The organism is Nocardia yamanashiensis NBRC 100130, from assembly GCF_001613325.1.
In the GTDB taxonomy this organism is placed as follows: Bacteria; Actinomycetota; Actinomycetes; order Mycobacteriales; family Mycobacteriaceae; genus Nocardia; species Nocardia yamanashiensis.
This window is the reverse complement of sequence record NZ_BDCD01000017.1, coordinates 253,342-278,874: the sequence shown is the minus strand read 5'-3', so window position 1 is coordinate 278,874 and position 25,533 is coordinate 253,342. Positions and strand designations below refer to the sequence as shown.

Annotated in this window: 24 protein-coding genes; 14 read left to right on the top strand and 10 right to left on the bottom strand. The window is 68.6% G+C overall.

Annotation, left to right across the window (positions count from 1 at the left end):
* Positions 1–9 precede the first annotated feature (9 nt).
* From NY1_RS19780 to NY1_RS19765, 4 genes are all read left to right on the top strand, one after another.
* Complete coding sequence (locus NY1_RS19780; protein ID WP_067715239.1) at positions 10–1,392, top strand: hypothetical protein; 1,383 nt, start codon at positions 10–12, stop codon at positions 1,390–1,392.
* 99 nt (positions 1,393–1,491) lie between these two features.
* Complete coding sequence (locus NY1_RS19775; protein WP_067715236.1) at positions 1,492–2,499, top strand: AurF N-oxygenase family protein; 1,008 nt, start codon at positions 1,492–1,494, stop codon at positions 2,497–2,499.
* Positions 2,500–2,605: 106 nt separating this feature from the next.
* Complete coding sequence (locus tag NY1_RS19770) at positions 2,606–4,108, top strand: flavin-containing monooxygenase (RefSeq protein WP_067715233.1); 1,503 nt, start codon at positions 2,606–2,608, stop codon at positions 4,106–4,108.
* A gap of 77 nt (positions 4,109–4,185) precedes the next feature.
* Entirely contained in the window at positions 4,186–5,244 is a 1,059-nt protein-coding gene (locus tag NY1_RS19765; protein WP_067715641.1) for an aminotransferase class V-fold PLP-dependent enzyme, read from the top strand.
* An 11-nt stretch (positions 5,245–5,255) separates the two neighbouring features.
* Here NY1_RS19765 and NY1_RS19760 read toward each other — a convergent pair whose 3' ends face one another.
* On the bottom strand, positions 5,256–5,951 hold the full coding sequence (locus tag NY1_RS19760; RefSeq protein ID WP_084535128.1) for a chymotrypsin family serine protease: 696 nt from the start codon (positions 5,949–5,951) through the stop codon (positions 5,256–5,258).
* Between the two features lie 50 nt (positions 5,952–6,001).
* The gene (locus NY1_RS19755; RefSeq protein WP_084535127.1) at positions 6,002–7,552 is read right to left on the bottom strand and encodes a carboxylesterase/lipase family protein; all 1,551 of its coding nucleotides are present in this window, start codon (positions 7,550–7,552) and stop codon (positions 6,002–6,004) included.
* 100 nt (positions 7,553–7,652) lie between these two features.
* Between NY1_RS19755 and NY1_RS19750 the strand changes: the two genes are divergently transcribed.
* Entirely contained in the window at positions 7,653–9,026 is a 1,374-nt protein-coding gene (locus tag NY1_RS19750; RefSeq protein WP_067715230.1) for an ROK family transcriptional regulator, read from the top strand.
* 4 nt (positions 9,027–9,030) lie between these two features.
* Here the strand turns inward: NY1_RS19750 and NY1_RS19745 are convergent, their stop codons facing one another.
* Positions 9,031–9,543 carry a hypothetical protein gene (locus NY1_RS19745; RefSeq protein ID WP_067715227.1) on the bottom strand — a complete coding sequence of 171 codons (513 nt, stop codon included), beginning with the start codon at positions 9,541–9,543 and terminating at the stop codon, positions 9,031–9,033.
* Between the two features lie 55 nt (positions 9,544–9,598).
* The gene (locus NY1_RS19740; protein WP_174567207.1) at positions 9,599–9,970 is read right to left on the bottom strand and encodes a hypothetical protein; all 372 of its coding nucleotides are present in this window, start codon (positions 9,968–9,970) and stop codon (positions 9,599–9,601) included.
* Between the two features lie 413 nt (positions 9,971–10,383).
* Here NY1_RS19740 and NY1_RS19735 point away from each other — a divergent pair, with 413 nt between their 5' ends.
* The 5 genes from NY1_RS19735 (at position 10,384) to NY1_RS19715 (ending at position 16,874) form a co-directional block, all read left to right on the top strand.
* Positions 10,384–11,409, top strand: coding sequence for a helix-turn-helix transcriptional regulator (locus tag NY1_RS19735; RefSeq protein WP_067715224.1), 1,026 nt, complete (start codon positions 10,384–10,386; stop codon positions 11,407–11,409).
* Positions 11,406–12,830: a pyridoxal phosphate-dependent aminotransferase gene (locus tag NY1_RS19730; RefSeq protein WP_067715220.1), complete on the top strand. Its 1,425-nt coding sequence runs from the start codon at positions 11,406–11,408 to the stop codon at positions 12,828–12,830. Before NY1_RS19735 ends, NY1_RS19730 begins: the two co-directional genes overlap by 4 nt.
* Entirely contained in the window at positions 12,827–13,873 is a 1,047-nt protein-coding gene (locus tag NY1_RS19725) for a Rossmann-fold NAD(P)-binding domain-containing protein (RefSeq protein WP_067715217.1), read from the top strand. The genes NY1_RS19730 and NY1_RS19725 overlap by 4 nt, the downstream gene beginning before the upstream one ends.
* Before the next feature lie 140 nt (positions 13,874–14,013).
* Positions 14,014–15,363 (top strand): M20/M25/M40 family metallo-hydrolase, encoded by a 1,350-nt coding sequence (locus NY1_RS19720; protein ID WP_067715214.1) that lies wholly within the window; start codon positions 14,014–14,016, stop codon positions 15,361–15,363.
* The gene (locus NY1_RS19715) at positions 15,360–16,874 is read left to right on the top strand and encodes a YfcC family protein (RefSeq protein ID WP_067715211.1); all 1,515 of its coding nucleotides are present in this window, start codon (positions 15,360–15,362) and stop codon (positions 16,872–16,874) included. The genes NY1_RS19720 and NY1_RS19715 overlap by 4 nt, the downstream gene beginning before the upstream one ends.
* Here NY1_RS19715 and NY1_RS19710 read toward each other — a convergent pair.
* Positions 16,871–17,443 (bottom strand): TetR/AcrR family transcriptional regulator, encoded by a 573-nt coding sequence (locus NY1_RS19710; protein WP_084535126.1) that lies wholly within the window; start codon positions 17,441–17,443, stop codon positions 16,871–16,873. The two genes, NY1_RS19715 and NY1_RS19710, sit on opposite strands and share 4 nt — an antisense overlap.
* Positions 17,444–17,511: 68 nt before the next feature.
* Between NY1_RS19710 and NY1_RS19705 the strand changes: the two genes are divergently transcribed.
* Positions 17,512–18,831, top strand: coding sequence for a glycoside hydrolase family 1 protein (locus tag NY1_RS19705; protein WP_067715208.1), 1,320 nt, complete (start codon positions 17,512–17,514; stop codon positions 18,829–18,831).
* 13 nt (positions 18,832–18,844) lie between these two features.
* On the opposite strand, the gene NY1_RS19700 is transcribed toward NY1_RS19705, so the two are convergent.
* A complete protein-coding gene (locus NY1_RS19700; RefSeq protein ID WP_067715205.1) occupies positions 18,845–19,276 on the bottom strand; it encodes a nuclear transport factor 2 family protein in 432 nt (143 codons plus the stop codon).
* Positions 19,267–20,073 (bottom strand): MBL fold metallo-hydrolase, encoded by an 807-nt coding sequence (locus NY1_RS19695; RefSeq protein WP_067715203.1) that lies wholly within the window; start codon positions 20,071–20,073, stop codon positions 19,267–19,269. Before NY1_RS19695 ends, NY1_RS19700 begins: the two co-directional genes overlap by 10 nt.
* Positions 20,074–20,171: 98 nt before the next feature.
* Here NY1_RS19695 and NY1_RS44245 point away from each other — a divergent pair, with 98 nt between their 5' ends.
* The gene (locus NY1_RS44245) at positions 20,172–21,212 is read left to right on the top strand and encodes an AraC family transcriptional regulator (RefSeq protein WP_218028395.1); all 1,041 of its coding nucleotides are present in this window, start codon (positions 20,172–20,174) and stop codon (positions 21,210–21,212) included.
* Here the strand turns inward: NY1_RS44245 and NY1_RS19680 are convergent.
* A complete protein-coding gene (locus tag NY1_RS19680; protein WP_067715200.1) occupies positions 21,193–22,185 on the bottom strand; it encodes an LLM class F420-dependent oxidoreductase in 993 nt (330 codons plus the stop codon). The genes NY1_RS44245 and NY1_RS19680 overlap by 20 nt on opposite strands.
* A 164-nt stretch (positions 22,186–22,349) precedes the next feature.
* On the opposite strand from NY1_RS19680, the gene NY1_RS19675 reads away from it, so the two are divergent.
* A complete protein-coding gene (locus tag NY1_RS19675) occupies positions 22,350–23,039 on the top strand; it encodes a dienelactone hydrolase family protein (RefSeq protein ID WP_067715197.1) in 690 nt (229 codons plus the stop codon).
* Between the two features lies 1 nt (position 23,040).
* On the opposite strand, the gene NY1_RS19670 is transcribed toward NY1_RS19675, so the two are convergent.
* Both NY1_RS19670 and NY1_RS19665 read right to left on the bottom strand, forming a co-directional pair.
* Positions 23,041–24,264, bottom strand: coding sequence for an MFS transporter (locus tag NY1_RS19670; protein WP_084535125.1), 1,224 nt, complete (start codon positions 24,262–24,264; stop codon positions 23,041–23,043).
* Positions 24,264–24,905 carry a GntR family transcriptional regulator gene (locus tag NY1_RS19665; RefSeq protein WP_067715194.1) on the bottom strand — a complete coding sequence of 214 codons (642 nt, stop codon included), beginning with the start codon at positions 24,903–24,905 and terminating at the stop codon, positions 24,264–24,266. The genes NY1_RS19670 and NY1_RS19665 overlap by 1 nt, the downstream gene beginning before the upstream one ends.
* A gap of 163 nt (positions 24,906–25,068) precedes the next feature.
* On the opposite strand from NY1_RS19665, the gene NY1_RS19660 reads away from it, so the two are divergent.
* Positions 25,069–25,533 (top strand): PaaI family thioesterase, encoded by a 465-nt coding sequence (locus NY1_RS19660; protein WP_067715191.1) that lies wholly within the window; start codon positions 25,069–25,071, stop codon positions 25,531–25,533.

The following is a 25,533-nucleotide window of genomic DNA, read 5'->3' as shown; positions in this document are numbered from 1 at the left end:
AGCATTCGCATGGCCATCAATCGGATCACCGCCGACGACGACCTGTTCCTGAAACTGCATTCCCTCTACGGCAATGCCCTGGTCAATCAGCTCGCCTGGCGTTTCGACGAGCCCCTGGACCGGGAAGTCCTGCAACGCTTCCACGCCCACCTGACGCACGGCTTCCTGTCCCGCCGGGTCGAGCGCACCGCCGTGCCGATCGCCCGGCCCTGGTGGACCTGGTCCGGCAGATCGATTCCGCTTGTGTACCAGGAACTTCCGGTGGCGGAGGACGGCGTGCTGGACTGGTACCTGGCACAGAGCCGCGTGGATTTCGACCCGGCCGCCGGACTCGTGTGGCGGCTGTCCGCCGCGCCGACCGCCGCCGGCGGCACGCTGCTGTCGCTGGTGACCTCCCATGTCGGTGCGGACGGCGGCGCGGTGCTGTACGCGGTGGGTGATGCACTGCGGCAACTGGATTCGGGCGCGCGGCCGTCGGTGGCGCACAGTTCGGGCCGCCTGATCGGCGATGTTCCGGGGTTCGAGGCTTCCGGCGGCGGCCTGCTAGATTGGACGCTGGCTTGCTACCGCGCCCACGCCGCGGACGCCCGCGGCCAGCTGGTCGCCGCCGCCAAGGGCATTCGCGCCGCGATAGCCGCCCGCGGCGTCCAGGAACCGGCGCGCAATCCCCGCCCGGCCGACCCCGAACTACCCGTCGGCCCCGAATACACTCCCGCCGACCTGGTGGTGGAAGTCGCCCTGTCCGAATGGAATGCGGTGGCCGCCGCCCACGACGGCACCGCCAACGGCTTGATGGTCGGCGTGGCGGTCGGCCTGCTGGGCCGCAGCGAACGCATCGACGACGGCGCGACCGTCCGCGTCGATATCCCGCATTCGCTGCGCACGCCGGACGACCCGCGCGGCAATGCCACCACCGGCCTGCCCATCGCCGTCGCCTACCGCAAGGGCGACCGCACCGATCTGCGCCAGGTGCGCACCGCCGTCAAACAGGCGGCCGCCGCCTACCGCGATCCCGCCACCACTCCGGCCCTGCAACACCTGCAACCCGTCCAGATGCTGCTGCCCAAACCCGTACTGGCATGGTTCTCCCGCACCGCCAAGGCCCCCGAATGCCTGTGCACCAATCTCGGCGAGACCGGTCAGGGCGTGGCCACCATCGCCGGCGTGCGCGCCCGCTCGGTGCTCATGCGCCCGGTGGTCTGCACCGGCCCGGCCGCCACCTTCCGCCGCATCGAGGTCGGCCTGAATCTGTCCTGGTCCAGCGACGGCGAAACCGTCATCCTGGCGATCACCGGGGCGGACCCGGACCGCTTCCCGACCCGCGCCGCGCTGCGCGAACTGGTCACCGCGGAATTCGACGCCTGGGGTTTGCGGCCGGTTTTCTGGACCTGACCGGGACCGGTTCGATCGGAGATCGTTGTTGACGCCCGGCCAATTTAGGTGTAACCATGAGGTACAGTAACCTTCGCCACACCTGAGGAGGGTCTGACAATGGTGTCAGCATCCGTGACCACAGATCCCGTGCTCGCGCTCGCGCGGCAGTACGCCGACAAGCTCATGCTGCTGTCCCAGGGCTCGGTCGACAAGCATTTCGACCCGTTCACCGATATCGATTGGGACCACCCCGATTTCGAGGTGCGCGCCGACGATCCGCGCTGGATTCTCCCCGAGTCCGGCGACATGTTCGCGCGCCACCCCTGGTATCAGGCCCAGTCGCAGGCCCGCAAGATCGCCATCGGGCTCTGGCGGCAGGCCAATATCGCCAAGGTCGGGCTGCAATTCGAAACCCTGCTCATCGGCGGCATGGTGCAGCACACCTTCAAGCTGCCCAATGGCGACGCCGAATTCCGGTACTGCACCCACGAGGTCATCGAGGAGTGCAATCACACCCTGATGTTCCAGGAGATGGTGAACCGCATCGGCATCGACGTGCCGGGCATGGGGCCGATTCTCAAGCAGCTCACCTACATCGTGCCGCCGCTGGCCGCGCTGTTCCCGAATCTGTTCTTCACCGCCGTGCTCTCCGGCGAGGAGCCGATCGACCACGTGCAGAAGGCGATCCTGCGGGCGCAGGAGGACATTCACCCGATCATGCGCGGCGTCATGGCGATTCACATCGCCGAGGAGGCGCGGCACATCTCGTTCGCGCACGAGTTCCTCGAACACCATGTGCCGCAGTCGGATCCGCTGAGCAAGTTCGTGCTCTCGCTGGCCTTCCCGATCGTCATGTGGATCGGCGGCCGGGCCATCGTGATTCCGCCGCGCTCGTTCTTCCGGGAGTTCGACATCCCGCGCGCGGTGCGCAAGGAGGTGTTCTTCGGAGCGCCCGAGTCCAAGGAGGCGTTCGCGGGTTTCTACGGCGACGTGCGGGCGCTGGCCAAGCGCATCGGCCTGATGAACCCGGTCTCCAAGCGGGTCTGGAAGGTGCTCGGCATCGACGGCCCGAGCACCCGCTACCGCTCGGAACCGGATCGTCCCGGGCAGGTCCGCGCCGCCTGACCTGCGCAAGTCCTGCCCATGTAGACGTAACTTCAAATCACATGTAATCTCGGTCGCGTCCGGACGCCGGTGTCCGGACGCGCGACCAGTGAAGCGAGTACCCCCAATGACGCGGCATGTCGACGTACTGATCATCGGCGCGGGCCTGTCCGGAATCGGCATGGCCTGCCACCTGACCCGGGAGCAGACCGGGCGCAGCTACCTCATCCTGGAACGCCGCACCGCCATCGGCGGGACCTGGGATCTGTTCAAGTACCCCGGCATTCGCTCCGACTCGGACATGTACACCTTCGGCTACGGCTTCCGGCCGTGGATCGGCACCAAGGTGCTGGCCGACGGCCCGCACATCCGGCAGTACGTCGAGGACACCGCCAAGGAGTACGGCGTCACCGACCACATCCGCTTCGGGCGCAAGGTCGTGAAGTCGAGCTGGTCCAGCGCGCAGAACCTGTGGACGGTCGAAGCGCACGACGAGCGCACCGGCAAGACCGAGACCTACACCGCGAACTTCCTCGTCGGCTGCACCGGCTACTACGACTACGACCAGGGCTACCGCCCGGACTTCCCCGGCGAGGAGAAGTTCCAGGGCCGGATCGTGCACCCGCAGCACTGGCCCGAGGACCTCGACTACACCGGTAAGCGGGTGGTGGTCATCGGTTCCGGCGCCACCGCCATCACGCTCATCCCGTCCATGAGCAAGGACGCCGCGCACGTCACCATGCTGCAGCGTTCGCCCACCTACATCGCCGCGCTGCCCGCCGACGACCCGGTCGCGGTCGGGCTGAAGCTGGCGAAGGTGCCCGCCGCCATCGCCTACAAGGCCGGCCGGGCCCGCAATATCGCCCTGCAGCGCGCGAGTTACCAACTCTCGCGGACCAATCCGAAGCTGTCGGCCAAGCTCATGCTGGCGGCGGTGCGGGCGCAGGTCGGCAAGCACATCGACATGCGGCATTTCACGCCCAGCTACAACCCGTGGGATCAGCGGCTGTGCGTGGTGCCCAACGGCGATCTGTTCCGGGTGCTGCGCAGCGGTAAGGCGTCCATCGCCACCGACACCATCGAGACCTTCACCGAGCACGGGATCCGGCTGTCCTCCGGCGAGGAGCTGCAGGCCGACATCGTGATCAGCGCGACCGGGCTGAACGTGCAAATGCTGGGCGGCTCGACGCTCGAGGTGGACGGCGAAACCCTCGCCACCCGGGATCTGGTGGCCTACAAGGGCGCACTGCTGGGCACCGTGCCCAACATGATGGTCATCCTCGGCTACACCAACGCCTCCTGGACCCTGAAGGCCGATCTGGCCGCGGAGTACTTCTGCCGCATCCTGAACCTGATGCGCGACAAGGGATACACCACTGTCGTCGCGATTCCCGAGGAAGGCGATCGCTCCGAGGCCTCGCTCATGGGCGGCGCGCTGACCTCCGGTTACATCCAGCGCGGCGACGGCGTCATGCCGCGTCAGGGCACCCGCGGGCCGTGGCTCGTGATCAACAATTACTTCCGCGATCGCACCATGCTCCGCAAGGAGGCGATCGAGGACGGCATCCTCCGGTTCGGCCGCACCGCGCGGAGTGCGGCCCCGGTGGACGCCGAATCCCGCTCCGCCTGAGCTGATTCCACGAGAACGGGCCAGTGGCGCTGCCGCTGGCCCTTTCGCATGCGCGAGACGGCGCGCAGCATGGGGTGATGACCGTCGAATCGCTCCCCACCCCGCTCCCGGATCATGTGCGCGCGGCATTCGGCCCCACGGTGACGTATCTGAACGCGGCCAGTTGCGGACTGCTGCCGATCACCACGGCCCAGGTGCTGGAACGCGCGGACCGGCAGCGGGTGACCGGTGAGTTCGAGATTCCGGCGGTGGATGCCGTGGTGGCCGACTGCCGGGCCGTGATCGGCCGGTTGACCGGGTTCCAGGCGGGGCAGATCGCCATCGGGGCACAGGTTTCGCAGCTGGTCGGGGTGATCGCGGACAGCCTGCCGGCGGGCGCGAAAGTGCTGCTGCCGGAAGGGGAATTCGCCTCGGTGGTGTGGCCGTTCCTGGCGCGGCCGGACCTGGAGGTGCGGACCGTGCCGCTGGCCGGACTGGCCGCCGCGGTGCGGCCCGGGGACGCGCTGGTGGCGGCCGCCGTCGTGCAGTCGGCGGACGGCGCGATCGCCGATATGCCCGGGGTGGTCGCGGCCGCGCGGGCGGTGGGCGCGCGGGTGCTGTTCGATCTGAGTCAGGCGGCGGGCTGGTATCCGGTGCACGCGACCGGTGCGGACTGGGTGGTGGGCGTCGGCTACAAGTGGCTGCTCGCGTCGAAAGGCAGTGCCTTCCTTGCCGGTACCGATGCGGCGCTGGATACGCTGCGGCCGGTCGCCGCGGGCTGGTATGCCGGATACAACCCGTGGGAGACCTGCTACGACGCGCCATTGCGCTTGGCCGCGGACGCACGCCGCTTCGATGTGTCACCGGCCTGGTCGGCGTGGATCGGGTTGCGCGTCTCGCTGGAGCTGATCGAATCCATCGGCATCGAGAACATCCGGCGCCACGATGTCGCGCTGGCGAACCGGTTGCGCAAGGGACTCGGTCTGCCCGAAGGGAATTCGAGCATCGTGGCCATCGCGGTCGGCGCCGAGGCGCTGGAGCGGCTGCGGGCGGCGCGGGTGATCGGCTCCATCCGGGCGGGCCGGTTGCGGCTGGCCTGTCACCTCTACAACACCGAGGAAGACATCGACCGCGCCCTGGATGTGCTTGCCGGATAAGGGATTCCGGCTCAGATCGGCTGGAATCCCGACCCGATGCCCTTGCCCGCGTCCACCGCCGCCCGCACCGCCTCGAACGAGATGCCGATGACGGGGGAGTGGAAGGGGTTGTACTGGCTGGTGCAGCTGAACCGGAAAGCCCTGGTGTCGTTGATGAGCGGCGCGGACACCATGCCGACCAGGCGATCGCCCACGGTCAGCGGGCCGCCGGAATCGCCGTAGCTGGAACAGGCCTGCTCGATCACGCCGACCGGGCTGGAGGCCAGCACCGCGCCGCAGGAATGCCCGCTGGTGCGCCCGTTCTGGCACACCACATCCCAGGCGTCCGGGGTCGGCGCGGTGCCGGCGATGGTGGTCCCGCCGACCGTGCGCAGCGGATCGACCAGGGCGGGATCGAATTCGATGACGGCGTAGTCGAGCTGCTCGTCGGCGGCGCGGACCACGCCCACCACGCCGGCGTCCCGGAACTGCTCGCCCGCGACCGGCGTACCGGCCTCCGCGCAATGCCCGGCGGTGAAGCCGACCAGGCGGCCCGCGCCGTCGTAGCCGATGGTGGTGAGACTGCATTTGGTGCTGCCGCCGAGCACGATGCCCGACCCGCCGCCGAGCGGGATCTTCGTGCCCGGCTCGGCCTGCGCCGATGGTGCGGACAGCCCCAGCGCGATGATCACCGCGGCCGGTGCGATCCAGCGGTGCGATTCGAGCATGCCCAACCACCCATCCGTCTCGTTGTGTAACTACACGGTAGCTCTCCTGCTCAGCGCAGCCAGACCGGCCGCTGCGCGGCAAACGGATCGGACTGGACGCTCGGTACATCGGCCCAGATCATGGCCTCGCGCCGGTCGAGAGTGTAGCGAGGCCAGGCGGCTCCCGGGTCCCCGTTGCCGATGAACGACACCCAGGATTTGTGGATGGCGTCGGCCAGCGACTGCGGGGGATTGGGTCCGGCGATCTTGGTCACCCCGTCGGCCCGCAGCAGATCGAAGGCGAAGGGGACATCGAGGCAGTGGAAGGCCATGCCGCGGTATTCCGGGGCCTGCGAGCGCCAGGCGAACTCGTAGAGCCAGGTCGGCTGATTGCGGCCGGCGCGCGCCTCGGCGACCCGGTAGGCCGGGGCGCGCAGCAGGGCGTCGCTCTGCGCCTGGCCGGACAGTTCCGCCGCGCTCTGGCCGGGATAGGCGGCCTTGAAGCCGTCGGTGGCGGCGGGATCGAAACCCAGTGCGGCCAGCGCCATCGGGAGGGTGGCGTCGGTGACCGGAGGGGTGTCGCCGCTCAGCGCGGCGCCGTTGAACTCTTGCGTCGTGAAGCCGAGGAGCAGTGGAACGTCCACGGCGGCGCCGTTTTTCACCATATCGGTGCTGGACTGTGGAATCAGGGTGCCGTCGGCCCACGGCGCAAGCCCCAGCAGCAGTGCCGGTGAACTGTCCGGTCCGGCGGCGCGCAGTTTGTCCTCCAGGGCCTGGATCTGGTCCCGGCCGAGATCTTTCATGGCCGCCGCCGTGGCGGGCAGTCCCGTGCGCTTGGTGAACAGCGCCGACATGGCCATTGCCGTCGCCCGGTCGTTCGGCTGCGACATCGCGCCCGACTCCGAAATGCCCGCCCGGAAAAGCCCTTTCGCCGCGGGCGTCCCCATCAGCGCCCACAGCGCTCCGCCGCCCGCCGACTGCCCCGCCACCGTCACCTTCGCCGGATCCCCGCCGAACGCCGCGATATTGTCGCGCACCCATTGCAGGGCGGCGATCCAATCCAGCACCGCGCGGTTGTCCGGGGCATCCTCCAGATGCAGGAACCCTTCGATCCCCAGCCGGTACCCGACCGAAACCACCACGACCCCATCGCGATTGAACGCCGTCCCGTCGTACCAGGGACTCGCCGAACACCCCGCCACGAACCCGCCGCCGTGAATCCACACCAGCACGGGCAGTTTCGCGTCCCGCGAAGTCTCCGGCGTGAACACGTTCAAATTCAGGATCCCGTCGCCCGGAATGGTCGGCTCCGGAATAGCGGTCACCTCCGCCAACTGCTTCCGCTGTGCCGTAGGCCCGTACTTCACGCAGTCCAGGGTTTCCCGCCACGGCGTCGGTGCGACCGGCGCCGCGAACCGCAGCGCTCCGACCGGAGGGGCCGCGAACGGAATCCCCAGGAACGCGAATCCCGTATCCCGCCGCACCCCCCGAACCGGCCCATAGGTGGTGGATACGACATCCGCCTGCGTCCCCGCCTCCGACTTGGTGGAGCAAGCCGCGGCCAATGCCAGCGCCCCCGCTCCCAGCAGCAGCGACCGCCGCCCGATCTTCTCCACGCCCATTCCGACCTCGATGTTTATATATGTCAACTGTTGAAAAAATTCTCCGCCAGCATAATCTCTACCCAATGACTCCTCAACCGGCCCGTACCCTCCGCCCGCTATGACCACCGGCGAATCCACACCCGCGGACGCGGCCGCCGTCCGCCGCCGCAATCTGGGCTTGGTCCTGCGCCACATCGCCGACTACGGCCCCTGCGCCCGCACCGAGATAGCCGCCGGCACCGGCCTGGCCCACGGCTCCGTCACCGCCCTGGTCGCCGACCTCATGGACCGCGGCCTCATCCAGGAGGACGCGGCCCAGCGCAGCGGCACCCGAGGCCGCCCCGGCCGCCCGGTCCGCCTCAACCCCACCCGAGCCCTGACCCTCGCTGTCCAGATCAGCGCCGACCACCTCCGCGTCCGCGCCGCCGACCTGTCCGGCACGACCTGTTGGGAAGCGGCCGAACCACTTCGAACCCCGATCGCCCCCGAGCGCATCGCCGATGAGATCGCCGTCCTGTTGTGGCGCGCGATCGCCGCCGCGACAACCGGGGCGCCCGGATCGCCGGCGCTCGACGCGGATACCGCGACGACGGGCCGGGAAGTGAAGGGGCATGGTCGGTCCGCTGTCCGGCGCGAAGCCGGCGGCGCGTCGCAGATTGCACCGGATTCCGTTGTGGTGCAGGGCATCTCCGGGACTCCGGTGGTAGTGCGGGTGGTGGTCGCCATGGCCGGGCCGGTGCGGGACGATACGGCGCGGACCGTGGTGGTGGCCCCGGATTTCGGGTGGCGGAGCCCGGTCCGGCTGGGGGAGTTGATCGCTGCGCGGATGCCGGGGCTGGGGTGTGCGGTGGAGGTGGTGAACGACGGGAATGCGGCGGCGCTGGCGGAGTTCCATGCGCGCGGGCGGGGGCGGGAGCGGGTGGTGTTGATCGAGGCGGGGACCGGGATCGGCGGTGGGGTGGTGGCGGACGGGCGGATCGAGATCGGGAGTCACGGGGTCGCGGGGGAGCCGGGGCATATGCCGGTGGGGCTGGATGGGCCGGAGTGTGTGTGCGGGGCGCGGGGATGTCTCGTCGTGTATGCCGGGCCGGATGCGGTGCTGGGGGCGGCCGGGTTGCGAGAAGTGGTGCGAGACAACGGGGTGTACGCGGCATCGGACGAGCTGGTGGCCTTGCTCGAAGCGGGGGACACGCGGGCTCTCGCCGCGGCCGAGGTGGCGGGGCGGGCGCTCGGGGCGGCGGTGCAGTCGATCGGCGCGCTACTGGATGTGGATGCGGTGGTGCTCGGCGGCACACTGGCGCAATGGTTTCCGTGGTTGCTGCCCGGGATGGAGGCGAGCCTGGCCGGGCGGCGGGCGCTGGTGCCGGGGATGCGGCTGGACGTGGTCCCGGCCGCGCTGGGGGCGGATGCCATTCTGCTGGGGGCGGGCGAGTTCGCCAGGCGCGCTGTGCTTTCCGATCCGGCCGTGGTGCCGCCGCTGCCGCTCGGCTGACAGTTCAGGCGATCGGGGTGGCGAGCAGCAGCGCCACCAGGACCAGGCAGGTGGCGGCGGTCAGCCAGGCCATGGCGTGCCGGCTGAGATGACGATTGCCGGTGCGGATATTGGTGAGGGTGAGGGCCCGGAACTCGCGATCGGCGGTCTGGCGGCCTTCGGCGAAAGCGGGGTCGCCGGGGTGCAGATCGTGCGGGAGCCAGGGCAGGAAATGCAGTGTCCAGAGGGCCCCGGTGTCGTCGGTGACGTGTAGGCGCAGCCCGGTGCGGCGGCGGACGAGCGCGAAACGGGCGGTGAGCGGATGCGGGGCGAGGCGCGCGGCCAGGTGGACGAGGATGGCGGTGACGGCCACCCCTCCCGCCGTCACCGCCATTATCGCCCGCGACAGCGGCGGGATGCCCTCGAGCATCAGTGCCGCTGCCGCGAAGATGAACCAGCAAGGTTGCAGGACAGGCATTTCCAGTGGTGTTCGGGCGCCGGTGACGGTGCCGGTCAAACTGGATCGGCGCGGGTCCATGAGATCGTCCTCCCCGGGATCTCGGAACGGGTTGCCGGATAACGACTTCGACGACTCAGGCGCAGGGCACCGCGGCGGTGCAATGGTCGCAGTGCCGGATGCCGCGCGGCGGCCGCCGGCGGGCGCGCCCGGCCCGTCGCCGATCGCGCTGTTCGACCCGCTGTGCCAGGCGCACAACGACTTCCCGCAATTCCATGCCGAGTTCACCGGCGCGGAACTCGGCCAGTTCCAGGGCGGGCCCGGCCCCGGTGAGTTCGGGGTCGCTGAGGATCTCGTCCAGCACCATGCCGCTCTTGGCCTGATCGAAGGTGAGCACCCGCGCCGGCAGCCAGCTCAGGATCCAGCCGTCACCGGAAGTAGGTGCGCACACGGCGAATTCGGGTGTGCGGTCGCTCGTAATGGTCCAGGGAGTCGTGTAGAGGGCCACGGGCGTACACCTCCTCGAAGGAAGCAGGGACCACTCGACGGTGGTCTGTGACATCAATGCTAGGTCATGGCGTCTATGTAGAGAAGCGATAGTTTGTGTCCTGTAAGGCATTTGAAAAAGCAATCAATGCCACTGAAATATCAAAACGCACAGCAAGTATCGAGAAAATGTCCGAAACTAGGCGAGATTGCCTGGAGTGCAGGCGAAAACCAGTCATGGAGTGGCAGCAATGCTTCCCATGCGGTATCAAGATTCTCGCTGGTCGGCCCCCGAAACCCGCTCCCGGCCACCGCGAAACTGAAAATCAGAAAACCCACTCCAGTTGCCTGGCATACATGACACATCGTGCTTAGGATGGGGCACGCACGATACGTTCTGGGCACCGCAATGCAGAACACGATGGGAGACAAGACATGTCTCGCTCCGCCCAAGAGGGCGAGCCGGTCGGCACGCTGGTGCGCCGACTCCGCAAGGAACGCGACCTCACCCAGGCCCAGCTGGCCACGCGGGTGGGATGCTCGCGCAGCCTGGTCCAGCAGATCGAAAACAACACGCGCATACCGCCTCTCGCGCTGCGCGAACGGTTGAGTTCGGTGCTGGGCGAACGCCTGCCCACGGGCATCGCGGAATCCGAGGACGATATCGAGACCAGCGAACTGCGCATGCGTTTCAATATCCTGCTCGGCAAGGATCCCGCCGTGGTCTCCCGCGTGCTGGCGGTGGCGCAGAGCCTGGTGGACGCGGCCGGCGCGCGCGGCGAAGTGGAGCCGCTGCGGTCCATCGCCGAACGTCAGCTGGAACGCGCGGAAGAGGTCTTGACGCAAATCCCGTCCGGCAGCGCCACCGTCTGGGAGTGGAACACCATCAACGACTGGCTCACCGTGCTGGGCCGCGCCGCCACCGCCATCTGCGCCATTCACACCGCCGACCTGGGCACCATCGGCGGTGACGTGGGCGACGAATACCACCAGGAGATCCTGCGGCTGGCGGGCGCGGGCGTGACGGTGCGCCGGCTCTACGTGGTGGACGCCATCGAGGACGTCGTCCCCTACGAGGACAAACTCTGGCAGCAGGTCAAGGCCGGGGTGGAAACGGTGCTGATCAATCGCGCTTTCGCCAGCAACGCCCAGAGCATGCTGATCGTCGACGAGAGTTATGTGGCGACCGGGGAATACGATATGGGCCGCCGGGAACGGGTGGCCACCCGCTTTTCGGCGCTGAAGCACGACGTGCAATTCTCCCAGCGCAGATTCAACAAACTCTACGAACTCAGGAGTGCCGGAATGGCTCTCGTGGTCAACGACGTCGCCGCGCGACCGGAACTGGCCCGGTATCAGCGACTCGGCCAAGACGACTGTCGCGCCCTGTTCCGCGCCGCCCTGCGCCAGGCGTGGGGCGACGGCAACGGGGAGCCGCCGGTCGAAGGCGCCGCCCGGTGACCGAACCGACCGCGCTGTGGTCCCGCGCCAAGCGGCTCAGCTTGGCCAATCGTTCCGACGAGCGCAAGAAGACCGCGCGCGCCTTCCTCGGCGAGCATCCCGTCTTCCGCGGTACGCACGGGCGGATGTATCAGGGCGTCATCGACGCCTATCACGGCGAGACCGAGCTGGCGATGGACACCGCGGCCGCGGCGGCCCTGGACGCGGCCTGGCGGGAGTTGATGACCGCCGCGCAGCCGCGGGAGTACTGGAACGGCTGGCTGTACGACAAACGCCAGCCCACCCTGCTCCGGAAACTGGCCGCCGAGCGGCTGTTTCAGCGCCTGCACCGGCCGGCCGCGACCGTGCCCGGGGTCCGGGTGGCGCCCGAGGAGGTGCTGGTCTGCCCGTATTCGAGCACCATTCTGCTGGAGGAGGCGGTGGCCACCATCGCCCGTCCGGGCGGGGTGCTGGTCGCTCCCGAGGGCTATTACAAGAGCGCCGAGGAGCACATCGTCAAGTTCGGCCTCGCGCTGGTCACCAGCCCAGCGACGCCCGACGGCTCCTTCAAGATCGACCCGGATGCGCTCGCCCGCACCCTGGAACAGCATGCGCGCCAGGGTGATCTGTGCGGTGTCATGCTCACCCTGCCCGGCAATCCGGTGGTCGGCGACTACACGGTCACCGAACTGACCGAGATCGCTCGCGTCCTGGTCGCCGCCGAGGTCCCCATCATCTGCGATATGTCCTTCGATCTGCTGATCGACGACCATCTACCCCTGGCCGCGCTCACCGTGGACACCCCAGCGGGTCCGGTCCGCCTCTACGACCGCATGGTGAGCATCACCGGAAACTCCAAGGCCTTCAATGCCTTCGGCCCCTGCAAGGTCGGCGCCGTCTGCTCCGGTGACCTCGACTGGCTGGCCGCCATTCGGGATCGCCTCCGGGTGTCGTTCCAACGTGAGACCACCCACCTGGTCCGCGCCACCATCGAACACACAACCGAGGCCTACCTGGCTGCCAACCGCCGCCACCTCAACGATCAAGTGGAAGCGGCCTACCGTCTCCTCACCGGCATCAACTCCCGCTGCGGTGCGGAACTGCTCCGCCCCTTGGGCAGTCGCCAGGGCATGTTCATGACGATCGAATTCGATGCCGATCTGATGGCCAACGCCGGCGTCCGCGAACCCTACGAACTCGAAGACCTCCTGCTCACGGTCGCCGGTATCGACTCGGTAGCCCTGGACCGCACCGGTTCCCGCCGCCTGGGCGTCCGCCTCAACGTCGCCGCCCCTCGCCGCCACCAGGACAACGACCCGGGCGACCTGCTCGCCGAACTCTTCGACCGCCTCGAACACCTCCTGCACCGCCTCCACGCGGGCATGTCCTACCCCGAAGCCCTGGGCGAACTGCGCATCCCCACCATCCCGGTCGCCTCATGATCGTCGGCGTCCCCCGCGAAACCGCCCCGGGCGAACGCCGAGTGGCCCTGACCCCTGCCGACGTGAAAACCCTGGTCGCGCAGGGCATCCCAGTCCTCGTCGAACAGGGTGCGGGTTGGCGAGCCGACTTCACCGACGCCGCCTACCGCCGGGCCGGAGCGACCCTCCTCCCCGACCAGACCTCGATCTTCGCGACCGCCGACGTGATCGCCTGGGTGAAACCTCCGGCCCGCGACCTGGATTCGCTGCCCCTGCGGCCCGGCCAGGTGCTGATCGGATTCCAGGATCCGGTGCACCGCCACACCCGCCTTGCCGCCTTGGCTGCACGCGGCGTGAAATCGATTGCCTTCGAACAACTCCCGCACCGGCCCGACCCCGGCCACCCGGACCCCCTCTCGGCTATGAGCCGAATCGCCGGCGTGGTTGCCTACCTGGGTGCTCGCGCCCTGCTCCCGGCCGCCCGCAACCCCGCCCAGGTATCGAACCCCGCCGCCGCGCAACACATCCCGCAGCCTGGCGAAGTGAGTGGAACGCCACCGCAAGGTACCGCGATTCGCGTCCTCGTGATCGGAGCGGGCCAGGCCGGTCTGGCGGCTGTCGCGGCTGCGGTGGCGGAGGACGGCGGCCCACCTACCGTGATCGGCAACCGTCCGGCCCAGCGCGCCGCCGCGCTGGCCGCCGGTGCGGGTGACTTCCACGTCGCACATACCGCGGACGCTGTCACCGGACTGATCATCCGCATCCAGCCGGACCTGGTCCTGTGCGCCGCCGGGCAGCGGGGGAGCGCCGCGCCGGTCTTGCTGGATCATGCTGGCCTCGCGGCACTTCCGCCCGGGGCGGTCGTGGTCGACCTGACCGCGAAGGCCGGCGGCAATTGCGCCGCGACCGTCGCCAACACCACGGTCCAACTCGCCAACGGCGTCCAGGTCACGCACCGCTCCAACTTCCCGGCCGCCCGCCCGCACCTGGCCAGCCGGGCCTACGGCGCGGCCACCGCCGCGCAGATCCTCTGCCTCGCAGCCGCCTGGCGGACCGCCGCGTAAGTCCCTTCCGGGGCCTGGGCTGGGGCTGGGGTTGCGGGCCCGCCGCGGGTGCCGGCGGCGGCAGCGCCGACCGGAAACCGTTGAATAAACAATCGCCGGAGATTCGCTGGATCTGACTGTTCAGGTGGTTCGATGGTCGGATGGAACTGCGGACGGATCTTCCCGGCGCCATCGATGCGCTGCTGCCCGATCTGACGGGGCTGCTGGAGCAGCTGGTTTCGATTCCTTCGATCGCGTTTCCGGGGTATCCGAAGGAGAATGTGCAGCGGGCGCACGATCTGGTAGCCGATGAATTGCGTAAATCGGGTGTGGGTGACATCAGGGTGCTGGAGCTGCCGGATACCTCGCCGGTGATCTACGGGCGGATTCCGGCTCCGGAGGGTGCGCCGACCGTGTTGCTGTACGGGCATTACGACGTCCAGCCTTCGGGGGACGAAAGTCAGTGGCACACACCGCCGTTCAAGGCGATCGAGAAGGACGGCGCGATCTACGGGCGGGGCGCGGCCGACTGCAAGGCCAATGTGATCGCCCATATCGGCGCGTTGCGGGCTTGGAACGGCAAGCCGCCGGTCGGCGTCACCGTGGTCATCGAGGGGCAGGAGGAGTACGGGTCGGTCTTCGACGACTATCCGGCCGAGCATCCGGACCTGTTCCGGGCCGATGCACTACTCATCTGCGATGCGGGCAATATTCGCGCCGGCACCCCGACCTTGATCACCGCGCTGCGCGGGGTGGCCGATGTCTTCGTGGAGGTTCGCACCCTGGCCGCGCCGGTGCATTCCGGGCAGTTCGGCGGTGCGGCACCGGACGCCCTGCTGGCACTCATGGCCGCGCTCGCCACCCTGCACGACGCCGACGGCAATGTGGCGGTGGCGGGGCTGCGGCGCGACCAGTGGACCGGGATGAACTACACCGACCAGGAATTCGCCGAGGCCACCGGCATGGAACCGGGCATGCCGCTGCTCGGCACCGGCCCGATCGGCGAGCGCATCTGGTACGGCCCGGCCATCACCGTCATCGGCTTGGACGCCCCGCCGACGAAAACCGCTGCCTCGGCGGTGGTTCCGTACGCGAAGGCCTACCTGAACGTGCGCGTGCATCCGGAACAGGATCCGGCCGAAGGGCAGCGCGCGGTCATCGAGCACCTGAAGCGGGTCAAGCCGTTCGGCATCGAACTCCAGGTCACCGGCGGGGACGTCGGAGCCGGATTCGCCGCGGGCACAAGCGGTCCCGCGTACAAAGCCATGAGCGCGGCCATGAAGAAGGCGTGGGGGACGGACGCCGTCGACTCGGCCATGGGCGGCTCCATTCCGCTCACCAATTCCATGGCCGCCGCCAACCCCGGCGCCGAGGTGCTCATGCTCGGCGTCGAGGACTCCGAATGCAATATGCACGGCTTCAACGAGCGGGTGCTGCTGAGCGAATTCCGCAATATCGCACTCGCCGAGGCCGAATTCTTCCAACTCTTCGCGGACGGGACGCGCAAGTGACCGAGGCGGTAGACACGGCTCCGAAGCCGGCGCAGCACAAGAAGAAGCGCGGCTTCCCCTCCACCTACACGATTCTGGCCGGCGTCACCCTCGCGGTGTGGCTGCTGGCCTTCGTGATTCCGCCCGGCGTGTACGAGATGGACGAGCAGGGCCATCCCATCGCGGGCTCGTATCACCGCATCGATTCCACCAAGAGTTTCGTGGAACGGCTGCGGGACCTGTTCCTGGCGCCGATCAACGGGCTCTACGGCATCGAGGACAAGACCGGTCAGGTGGGCCCGGACCTGTCCGGCGACCTGTACGGCGCGGCCGCGGTGTTCATGTTCGTGCTGGCGGTCGGCGCGTTCATCACGGTCGCATTCGCCACGGGCGCACTGGATTCCGGTATCGGCCGGCTCGCCTACAAACTGCGCGACCGCTCCTTCCTGCTGATCGTCGGCATCATGGTGGTGTTCGCGGTGGCGGGCACGGTGGAAGGTTTCGCGGAGGAGACGCTGGGCTTCTACGCCCTGCTGGTGCCCTTGATGCTGGCGCTGGGCTACGACCGCATGACTGCGGTCGGCGCGATCATCGCGGGCGCGGGCGTCGGCGTGTTGTGTTCCACCGTCAACCCTTTCGCGACCGGCACCGCCTCCTCGGCGGCGGGTGTGGCCATCGGCGACGGCATCGTGCTGCGCGTCGCCATGCTGATCGTGCTCACCGCGGTCACCGTCGCCTACGTCCTCTGGTACGCCCGCCGCGTCAAAACCGATCCGGACAAGTCCTGGTCCGGCTGGCTGCCGGGCGACCGGGAGGTGAAAGCCGAAGACCACGAACCGGATCCGATGACCAAGCGCCAGGTCGCGGTGCTGTGGCTGGTCGGCCTGACCTTCGCCTTCATGATCTTCTCGATCATTCCGTGGGGCACCGTCATCAAGGGCCCGGACGCCCAGAAGTATCCGTGGGAGCTGGACTGGTTCTTCCCGGAACTGACCGCCCTGTTCCTGGTCGGCGCGGTGGTGGTGGGCCTGGTCGGCGGCCTCGGCGAAGCCAAGATGAGCGAGCAGATCGGCAAGGGTTTCGGCGATTTCGTGGGCGCGGGCATCGTCATCGTGCTGGCCCGCGGCGTCACCGTCATCATGAACAACACCCAGATCACCTCGACCGTGCTGCACGCCCTGGAAGGCGTGGTCACCGGCACTTCGTCGGCGGTGTTCGCGGTGGCGGTGTTCCTGGTGAACGTCCCGCTGGCGTTCCTCATCCCGTCCACCTCCGGCCACGCCACCCTGGCCATGCCGATCATGGCCCCGCTCGCCGATTTCGCGCATGTGCCGCGTTCCTTGGTGGTCACGGCCTGGCAGTCGGCCTCGGGCTGGGCCAACCTGGTCACCCCGACCACGGCCGTGGTGACCGGTGGTATCGCCCTGGCCAAGGTCCGCTACGACCGGTACGTCAAGTTCATCGCCCCGCTGATGGGCATCCTGTTCGTGCTGATCTGTGTGTTCCTGGCGGTGGCGGCGCTGATCGGCTAGCCCGCGGTGAAACGCTCCCAGGCGAGTCGCAGGTGCGCGGTCATATCGATGCTCTTGTCGATGAGCCACCGCGACTGCAATCCGTCGGTGAGCGCGAGGAAAACCGTTGCCATGGAATCGATATCGACGTGCTCGGGCAGCCGCCCGGCCGCCCGCATACCGCGCAGCACCGTGGTCATCCCCTCGGCGCTGCGCCGGTAGTGCTCGCGCATGTACTCGTGCGCGGGATGGCGCGGGTCGGCCGCGGCGGCCTGCATATGCGTGAACAACTCCACCAGCCCGGGCACTTCGATATTGCGGCGGATGAGCTCGAGCAGATCCTCGGGCTCGTCGTAGTGCGCGGCCATGGCGGCCCCGTCGATATCGTCGCGCTTGCGCAGCACGGCGACGAACAGCTCCTCCTTGGACCCGAAGTAGTGCAGCAATCCGCTCTGGCTCAGCCCGACCGCCTCGGCCAGTTCCGCCACCGAGGTCGCCAGGAACCCGCGCTCGGCAATGGTCCGCAGCGCGGCCTCGAGAATCTGCTCCCGTCGTTCGATGCCCTTGCCATAGGGCCCGCGTTTCGCCACCGCCCGAGTGTATGCGCTGCTGGCGGGCCACCTTGCCGTCCAAAACCGAGCACTGTACGGTTTTCGTTATGCGATTCCGCCGCCGCACTCTCGCCCTGCTGACCCTGGCCGCCACCGCCGCGCTCGCCCAGACGGCCGGCCCGGCCTTCGCGCGCCCGGAGCCGCCCGCCCGGGTCGCACCGCTCGGCGACGACTTCCTGTGGGGTGTGGCGGCCTCCGGGTACCAATCGGAAGGGCATGCGCCGGACAGCAATTGGTCGCGCTATGTGGCGGGCGGCAAGGTGTCGGACCCGTACCACGATTCGATCGACTTCTTCGAGCGCTACAAGTCCGACATCCAGTTGGCAAAAGGGTTGGGCGTGAAGGTCTATCGCATCGGCATCGAATGGGCGCGGGTACAGCCGCAGCCGGGCGTGTGGGACGAGCAGGGCCTGCGCTTCTACGACGATGTCATCGCGTCGATCCGCGCCGCCGGCATGCGGCCCATGCTCACTATCGACCACTGGGTGTACCCGGGCTGGGAGGTGGACCGCGGCGGCTGGAGTAATCCCGGCATCGTCGCCGATTGGCTGGCCAATGCCCGCGTGGTGGTCGATCGTTTCGCGAACGCCGACCCGCTGTGGGTGACCTTCAACGAGCCCCTCGCCAATATCGCCCTGGAGATCGGCTTCGGCGGCATGCCCGCCACCTCCTACACCGCCATGCAGGATAAACTCGCGCAGGCGCACAACGACATCTACGACTACATCCACGCGAAGCAGCCCGGTGCGCTGGTCACCAGCAATGTCGCCTACATGCCCGGTGCCGAGGAGGGCGCCAACGGCCGCTTCGTCGACAGCATCGCCGCCAAGCTCGACTACGTCGGCATCGACTACTACTACGGCCTGTCCCCGGACACTCTCACCTCGATGGCCGCCGTCAAGGACATGTGGACCCGCCCGCTCCAGCCGGAGGGCATCTACTATGCGCTGCAACACTATTCGCGCAAGTTCCCCGGCAAACCGCTCTACATCGTGGAGAACGGCATGCCCACCGAGAACGGTCAGCCCCGCGCCGACGGCTACACCCGCGCCGACAACCTCCGCGACAATATCTACTGGATTCAGCGCGCCAAGGCCGACGGCATGAACGTGATCGGCTACAACTACTGGAGCCTCACCGACAACTACGAATGGGGTTCCTACACACCGCGTTTCGGCCTCTATACCGTCGACGTGCTGACCGATCCGGCCCTCACCCGCAAGCCCACCGACGCGGTCCCGGCCTACACCGAGATCACCCGCGCCGGCGGCGTCCCCGCCGACTACCGCCCCACCCGCGCCCCGCAGGCCTGCTCGCTGGTGGACGCTCTCGACAGCTGCACCGACCCGGTGACGGTCCCGCGCTGACCACCGCGTCGCGTCACGAGCGGTGCGTACCCGGCCCGCCCTGTGCGGCGTCGCGCACCAGGGCGGTGTCCACGAACTGCTCGAAGCGCACTATCTTGCCGCCGCGCACCGTGAAGTGGTGGGCCACCCGAACATTCAGCGGATTGCCGGTGGCCTTGTGGGTGGCGGTGTAGCGGGCCAGGACCACGACGTTCTCACCGTCGGCGATGTAGGTGTCGTCGTGCGCGGTCCAGTCGTCCCATTCCGCGCCCAGCCGCTCCATCACGTTCGAGGTGACGCCCTCGGGGGTGCGGTAGGTCCCGGCGAGCGGGAAGCCCGCCATCTCGGTCCATTCCACGTCCGGCGCGAGGGTTTCCCGCAGCGCCGCCAGATCGCCCGCCGCGGAGGCGAGGTACTGGCGGCGCACCACGGCGGCCGGGGACTCGTCGATCCCGTTCAGCCCCATGTCATCTCGCCCTTCGCGACCTTGGTGCCGAGGTTGGCGGCGATCTTCAGCCCGTAATCGGGGTACGCCTCCAGCAATGCGGCCTCGGCGGTGGCGGCATCGGGGGAGTCGGCGACGACCTTCTCGAAGAACCACAGGTAGTCGCTGGTCTGCCGGATCGCGGTCTGATCGGTGGGCGCGCCCGCCGCCCGGTGACCGGCCACCACGAAGGTCGGATCCAGGGCCAGCAGCTCGTCCAATACGGCCCGCCAGGCGGCGCGCTGCTCCGGCGTGGCGGTGTCCGCGGTCCACACGTGCAGGCCCTCGAACAACAGCACTCCGCCGAACAGCGCGCGGGCCACGGGTTCGTAGACGTACCAGGCGCGATCGCCGAGCGCGTCGGTGGCGCGGCGAACCTCGAGAACGGTGCCGTCCACGCTGACGGTGTCCGCGGTGAGGGTGTCGATATTCACCAGCCGGGTGGGCAGGTTCGCGCCGAGGTGCGCCCACGCCTGCAGCTTGCCCTCGTAACTGGCGTGAATGTGCTCGATGACATCGGCGGGCGCGAGGAACTTCGCCTCCGGGAACGCGTCGGCGATGACCTCCGCGCCGAAATAGAAGTCCGGATCGCCCGCGGTGATCAGCACCGTGGTGAGCCGCTTGCCCGCGTCCAGCACCTCGGCCACGATGCGATGCCCATCCGCCCGGGTGAACCCGGCATCCACCACGAGCGCCTCGGTCGCACCGGTCACCAGCACGCTGGTCTTGTTCAGCGAGGCGTCGGCGGAGTCGAAAATCCGGTAGTCCAAGCTCGTCATAGCGATCTTCCCTTCGGGTCATCTCGATTGGCTATGCACGCAGCCTATGGCGATGAACTGGCCTTTTCACGGTTCCGGCAGGACGTACCATGGTGAAAATGGGACACCCCGCCATCCGCCCGGTCAGCTACGAACCGCCGCCCGGCGTCACCGGCGAGATCGAACTGACCACCCTCGCCCGCATGCGCGAACGCGCCGGGCCGCACGGCTTCCGCACCCCGCAGCGCCTCGACTTCGACATCCTGCTGCGCATCGACGCAGGCACGGCCTCCCACACCGTCGACTTCACCGATTTCCCGCTCGGACCGGGCGACGTGCTCTGGATCAGGGCGGGCCAGGTGCACCAGTGGGGCGCGATCGCCGCGATCGACGGCCCGGTGGCACTGTTCACTCCCGCGGCGATCGACTCCGGCAGCCGCGAGCGCATCGGCGCGGCGGGTGTCGGCACCCCGAACCACTGGCCCGCACCGCTCTTGGCCGGCATGCCTGCCCGGATCGCCCTCGCGGCCGTCTTCGCCACCGATCCCACGCAGACCCCGTTGCCCACCGGCACCGGTCGGCCGAATGCTCTGACCGGCGGCTCAACCGCCCCGGACGTCTCGGTCGCCGTCGCACCCACGCCACTGGTTGTGAGCACTGCCGAGCCCGCGACCACCGCACCCGGGCGCGGAAGGGCTGGAAGCACGCCGGATTCTCTGAGCGGCAACGCCACTCGGGATGCGGCTCGCGCCCATTTGCTCGCGGGAGCTTTGCTGCTGCTCGCGCTGGCCGCCACCGCCGGTGATGATCGCGCGGCCGCCCCGACGCGGGAGGCGTTCGTCTGGTTCCGGGACGAGGTGGAGAAGACCTTCGCGACGCGGCACAAGGTGGCCGATTATGCTGCGCGGCTGGGGTATTCGACGCGGACGTTGAATCGGCTGGCGCGGGAGAACACCGGGTTGAGTGCGAAGCAGCTCATCGACGAGCGCATCGTGCTGGAGGCCAAACGGCTGCTGGTGCACGGGAAGGAACCGGTGGCGCGGATCGCCGAACGCCTCGGGTTCGACGATCCGTCCAATTTCTCCAAGTACTTTCAGCAGCGCGCCGGTGTCACGCCGCTGGGGTTCCGGGAGCGCGCGGTCAGCGCAGCGCCGGAATGACCTCGCGTTCGAACAGTTCCACGCCGGAGGTGTCGTAGGCGGTCTCGGGGAAGACGTGGATCGAGTAGCCCAGGCCGAGAGCCTTGACGACGGAGAGCTTTTCGACGATCTGCTCCGGGGTGCCCACGGCGGGGGAGGTCCGGAACAGATCCTTCACGTGCTGCTGTGCCCCGTCCGCGCCGACGAAGGGGGTCAGCCGCGCCTCCAGCGCCGCCAGCCGGTCCTCCACCTCGGCCTCGGTCGCGCCGACCAGGGTGTTGAAATTGGAGCTGCGGGTGATGGCGTCGAAATCGGTGCCGACGTCGGCACAGTGGGCGCGCAGCAGTTCGGACTTCTGGGTGAAGGTTTCCGGATCGCCCGCGAAATTGGTGTACGAGGCGTACTTCGCGGCAATGCGCAGCGTCTTCTTCTCCCCGCCGCCCGCGACCCAGATCGGAATGCCGCCCTCCTGCAACGGCAACGGCCGCACGATGGCCTCGTTCACCTGGTAGTGCTTGCCGTCCAGGGTCGCCTTGCCGGTGGTCCAGGCCTGCTTGAAGATCTGCACGCCCTCGTCGAGCCGCGCGAGCCGTTCACCGGCGCTCGGGAAGCCGTATCCGTAAGCGCGCCATTCGTGCTCGTACCAGCCCGCGCCGATACCCATCTCGACGCGCCCGCCCGAGATCAGGTCGACGGTCGCGGCCACCTTGGCCAGGTACGCCGGATTGCGGTAGCTGATGGCGGTGCACATCTGCCCGAGCCGCACCCGCGAGGTGACCGCCGCGAAGGCCGACATGAGCGTCCAGGCCTCGTGGGTGGCTTCCTCGGTGGGCACCGGGACGGTGTGGAAATGGTCGTAGACCCAGATGGATTCCCAGGCGTCCGTGGCGTCGGCGCGTTGCGCCAGGTCCCGCATCACCCCCCACTGTGCCGCCGGGTCGATACCGACCAGGTCGAGTCGCCAGCCCTGTGGGACGAAGAGGCCGAAGCGCACGTGAATCTCCCTTCGAGATGTACTGATCAAGCACACTGTCACGGTTTCGCGAGGACGTCACAATGTTTCCGCGCCGCCTGCGTCGAAAAACAAATTGTCCCAGACGGGTTAGTCTGGATCGGCGGCGGCCACCGGGGGACGCCACTCACGGAAGGCGCTCGACGATGAGCACGATCGACCTGACCACGCCCGACGGCACCATAGACGCCCTGCTGGAACGCCCTTCGGGCCCCGGACCCTGGCCCGGGGTGGTGGTGCTGCACGACGGTCTCGGCATGAGCGCCGACACCCGCCGCACGGTGCGCCGCCTCAGCAACAACGGCTACCTCACCATCGCCCCGAACCTGTTCGCGCGCGGCCGCGTTCGCTGCGTGCCCACCCTGCTGCGCGAGGTCGTGACTGCCGCACCCGGCGTCGGCACCCGCGACATCCTGGCCGCCCGCGAACTGCTGGCCGCCGACCCGGACTGCACCGGCAAGATCGCCGTGGTGGGTTTCTGCCTCGGCGGCGGCTTCGCACTCCTGGTGGCCCCCAAGGGTTTCGACGCCGCCGCCCCGTTCTATCCCTCCGGCAGCGGCAAATACGCCGACTTCCTGCGCGGCTCCTGCCCGGTCGTGGCCAGCTACGGCAAACTCGACCCGGCCAACCCGGGACGCGGCCCCAAACTGGAGCGCACGCTCACCGAATACGGTGTGGCTCACGACGTCAAGACCTACCCCGGCGTCACCCACTCCTTCGCCAACGAGACCCCGGCCGAACCCCTGCTGCGGGTCACCGGCCTCGGCTACAACGACGAGGCCACCGAGGACGCTTGGCGGCGCATCTTCGCCTTCTTCGGCGAGCACCTGGCCTGATTCAGTCCCGGCCCCGGGTGAGCAGGGCCAGCGAGCCCGCGGCCAGTACGGCCAAGGCGCCCAGCATGATCGGGTAGCCGAGACCGAGATGGTCGTGCAGCAGGGCCATCACCACCGGGACGCCGAAGCCGAGATAGCTGACCGCGTAGAAGACGGCGTTCAGTCCGGCCAGATCGTCGGGACGGGCGATGCGCTCGATTTCCAGCAGCCCGGCGACCAGGCCGATGCCGAAGCCCATGCCGAGCAGGATCGCGGTCAGCACGGCCAGCCACAGCTGCAGCAGCCCGGAACCGATTGCGGCCGCGATCATTCCGGCGATGATCAGCGCGAGCGCCAGCGCGGGCAGCCGCAGCGTGCCGGGACGGTCGAGGCGGCGCGCCACCGATTGGATGCCGAACCCGCAGCCCAGCGTGATCACGGTGATCAAGGCGGAGAACGCGATCGGCGCACCGTGCACCCTGGGCATCATGAGCGTGGGCATGATGGCGTAAGCCGTTGCGGACGAGGTGAAAAGGAAGATCGAGACGGGCAGCGCGATCCACCGGAAGCGGCGGTGACCGGCGGCCGGGACCTTCAGATCGTCGAGCAGTCGCGACCGGCGCGCCTGCGGTGCGGCGGTTTCCGGGGTCCGCCAGATCAGGGCGGCGGCCAGCACGCAGAGCAGGGCGTTGATCAGATAGGCGAGGCTGTCCGGCAGCGGCCCCCACTGGGCCAGCACGCCCGCGACGCCCGCGCCCACGCCGAATCCGCCGGTGAGGCTCATGGCCGAGCGGCGCGCGCCCGCACCCGGGGCGGTTTCCGGCGCGTACGGCGGCTGCGAGAGCTCCTTGAGCCAGCTGCTGCCGACCGCCATGGCCAGGCCCAGCGCCACGCCGCACAGCACCCGGCCGGCGGAAAGCATGGGCACGGAATCGGATCCGAAGGCCAGCAGCAGAGCGCCGGTGGCGGCGATCAGCGGCGCGGGACGCATGAGCGGGCGGCGGCCGTAGCGGTCCGACAGCGGCCCGCCGATGAGTAGCGCCGGAATGATGCCCAGCACGTATTCGAACAGCAGCAGATCCACCGTGGTGACCGGCAGTCCGTCCCGCTTATACATGACCAGCAACGGCGTGAATTCGTTTCCGCCCCAGGCGATCGCGAAGATGGCGAGCGCGACGCCCAGCCACGCTTTCGCCGCGGTGCGGGTGCCGGTTGCCGGAGCGCCGACGGAGGTCAGCGTGGCCATCACAGTCCTCTCAATTTCACGCGATGCACGTCCATCAGGTGCTCGGCCAGTGCGGCGGCGAAGCCCGTGGGGTCCCCGGCCTCGATGAGATCGGCCAGGCGCGTGTGTTGTTCGATGATCAGGTCGGTATCGGTCTCGCCGTGTCGCAGCGCGACGCTGTTCATCCGCCGCTGCCGTTCGCGCAGCGAGTCGTAGAAACCGGTCAGCAGTGGGTTGTCCGCCGCGACCACGTATTCGCGATGGAAATCGGCGTCCACGACGGCGAATTCGTCGAGGTCGCGGGCCGCGGCGAGGGCGCGCTGGGTGTCCAGGGAGGCGCGCAGGCGCGGCATCAGCGCCGTGCGATCGGTGTCGGCGAGCGCGCGCACGGCGCCGGTCTCGACCACGTACCGCGCGTGGATCACATGCTCGGCTTCGTGCGAGGGCACGGGCACGATGAGCGCCCCGCGCTTGGGGTAGAGCCGCATCCAGCCCTCGGTCTCGAGCCGCAGGAAGGCTTCGCGCACCGGCGTCCGGGAGGTGCCGAGCAGGGTGGCGATCTCGCCCTCGCTGATCAGCTCGCCGCCGGGCAGTTCGCCGGTGAGGATGCGTTCCTTGACCTCACGGTAGGCGCGCTCGGCGGATGAATACGTCTTAGACACAAGTCGCAGCCTAGGCGACCGACCGGTTGGATTTGCCGGGTTGTGGCTGGCATCACCGGCTCGCACGCAACGGCATGCAGCTGCCCTCACTTGCGCTCACGGCGTGCGGCCAGGGATGATTCGCGTGTTGGCATGCTGCCAGTAGGAGACAGGGAGGTCTGCAATGGCGAACGACGCCACCACGCCGCTGAAGGACGTCGTCAACGGGGCGCTGGAATTCACCATTCCGATCGCGCACAAGATGGGCGTCGAAGCGCTCGAGGTCCGGCCGGGCTATGCCGCCAACCGGGTGCCGATCGAGGGCAATGGCAATCACTTCGGCGTCATGTACGCGGGCGTGCTGTTCACCGTCGCGGAGATCCTCGGCGGCGGCATCGCCATCGCCACCTTCGACACCGCCAAGTACTTCCCGCTGGTGAAGGATCTGCAGATCTTCTTCAAGAAGCCGGCCAGCACCGATGTGACCGCGGTGGCCGAACTCTCGGACGAGGAGATCGCCCGGATCGCCGCCGAGGCGGACGAGAAGGGCAAGGCCGACTTCACGCTGAAGGCCACCGTCACCGACGCCAATGGCGTGGTCGTCGCCGAGACCGTGGGGCTGTACCAGCTGCGCGCGCACGGCAAATAG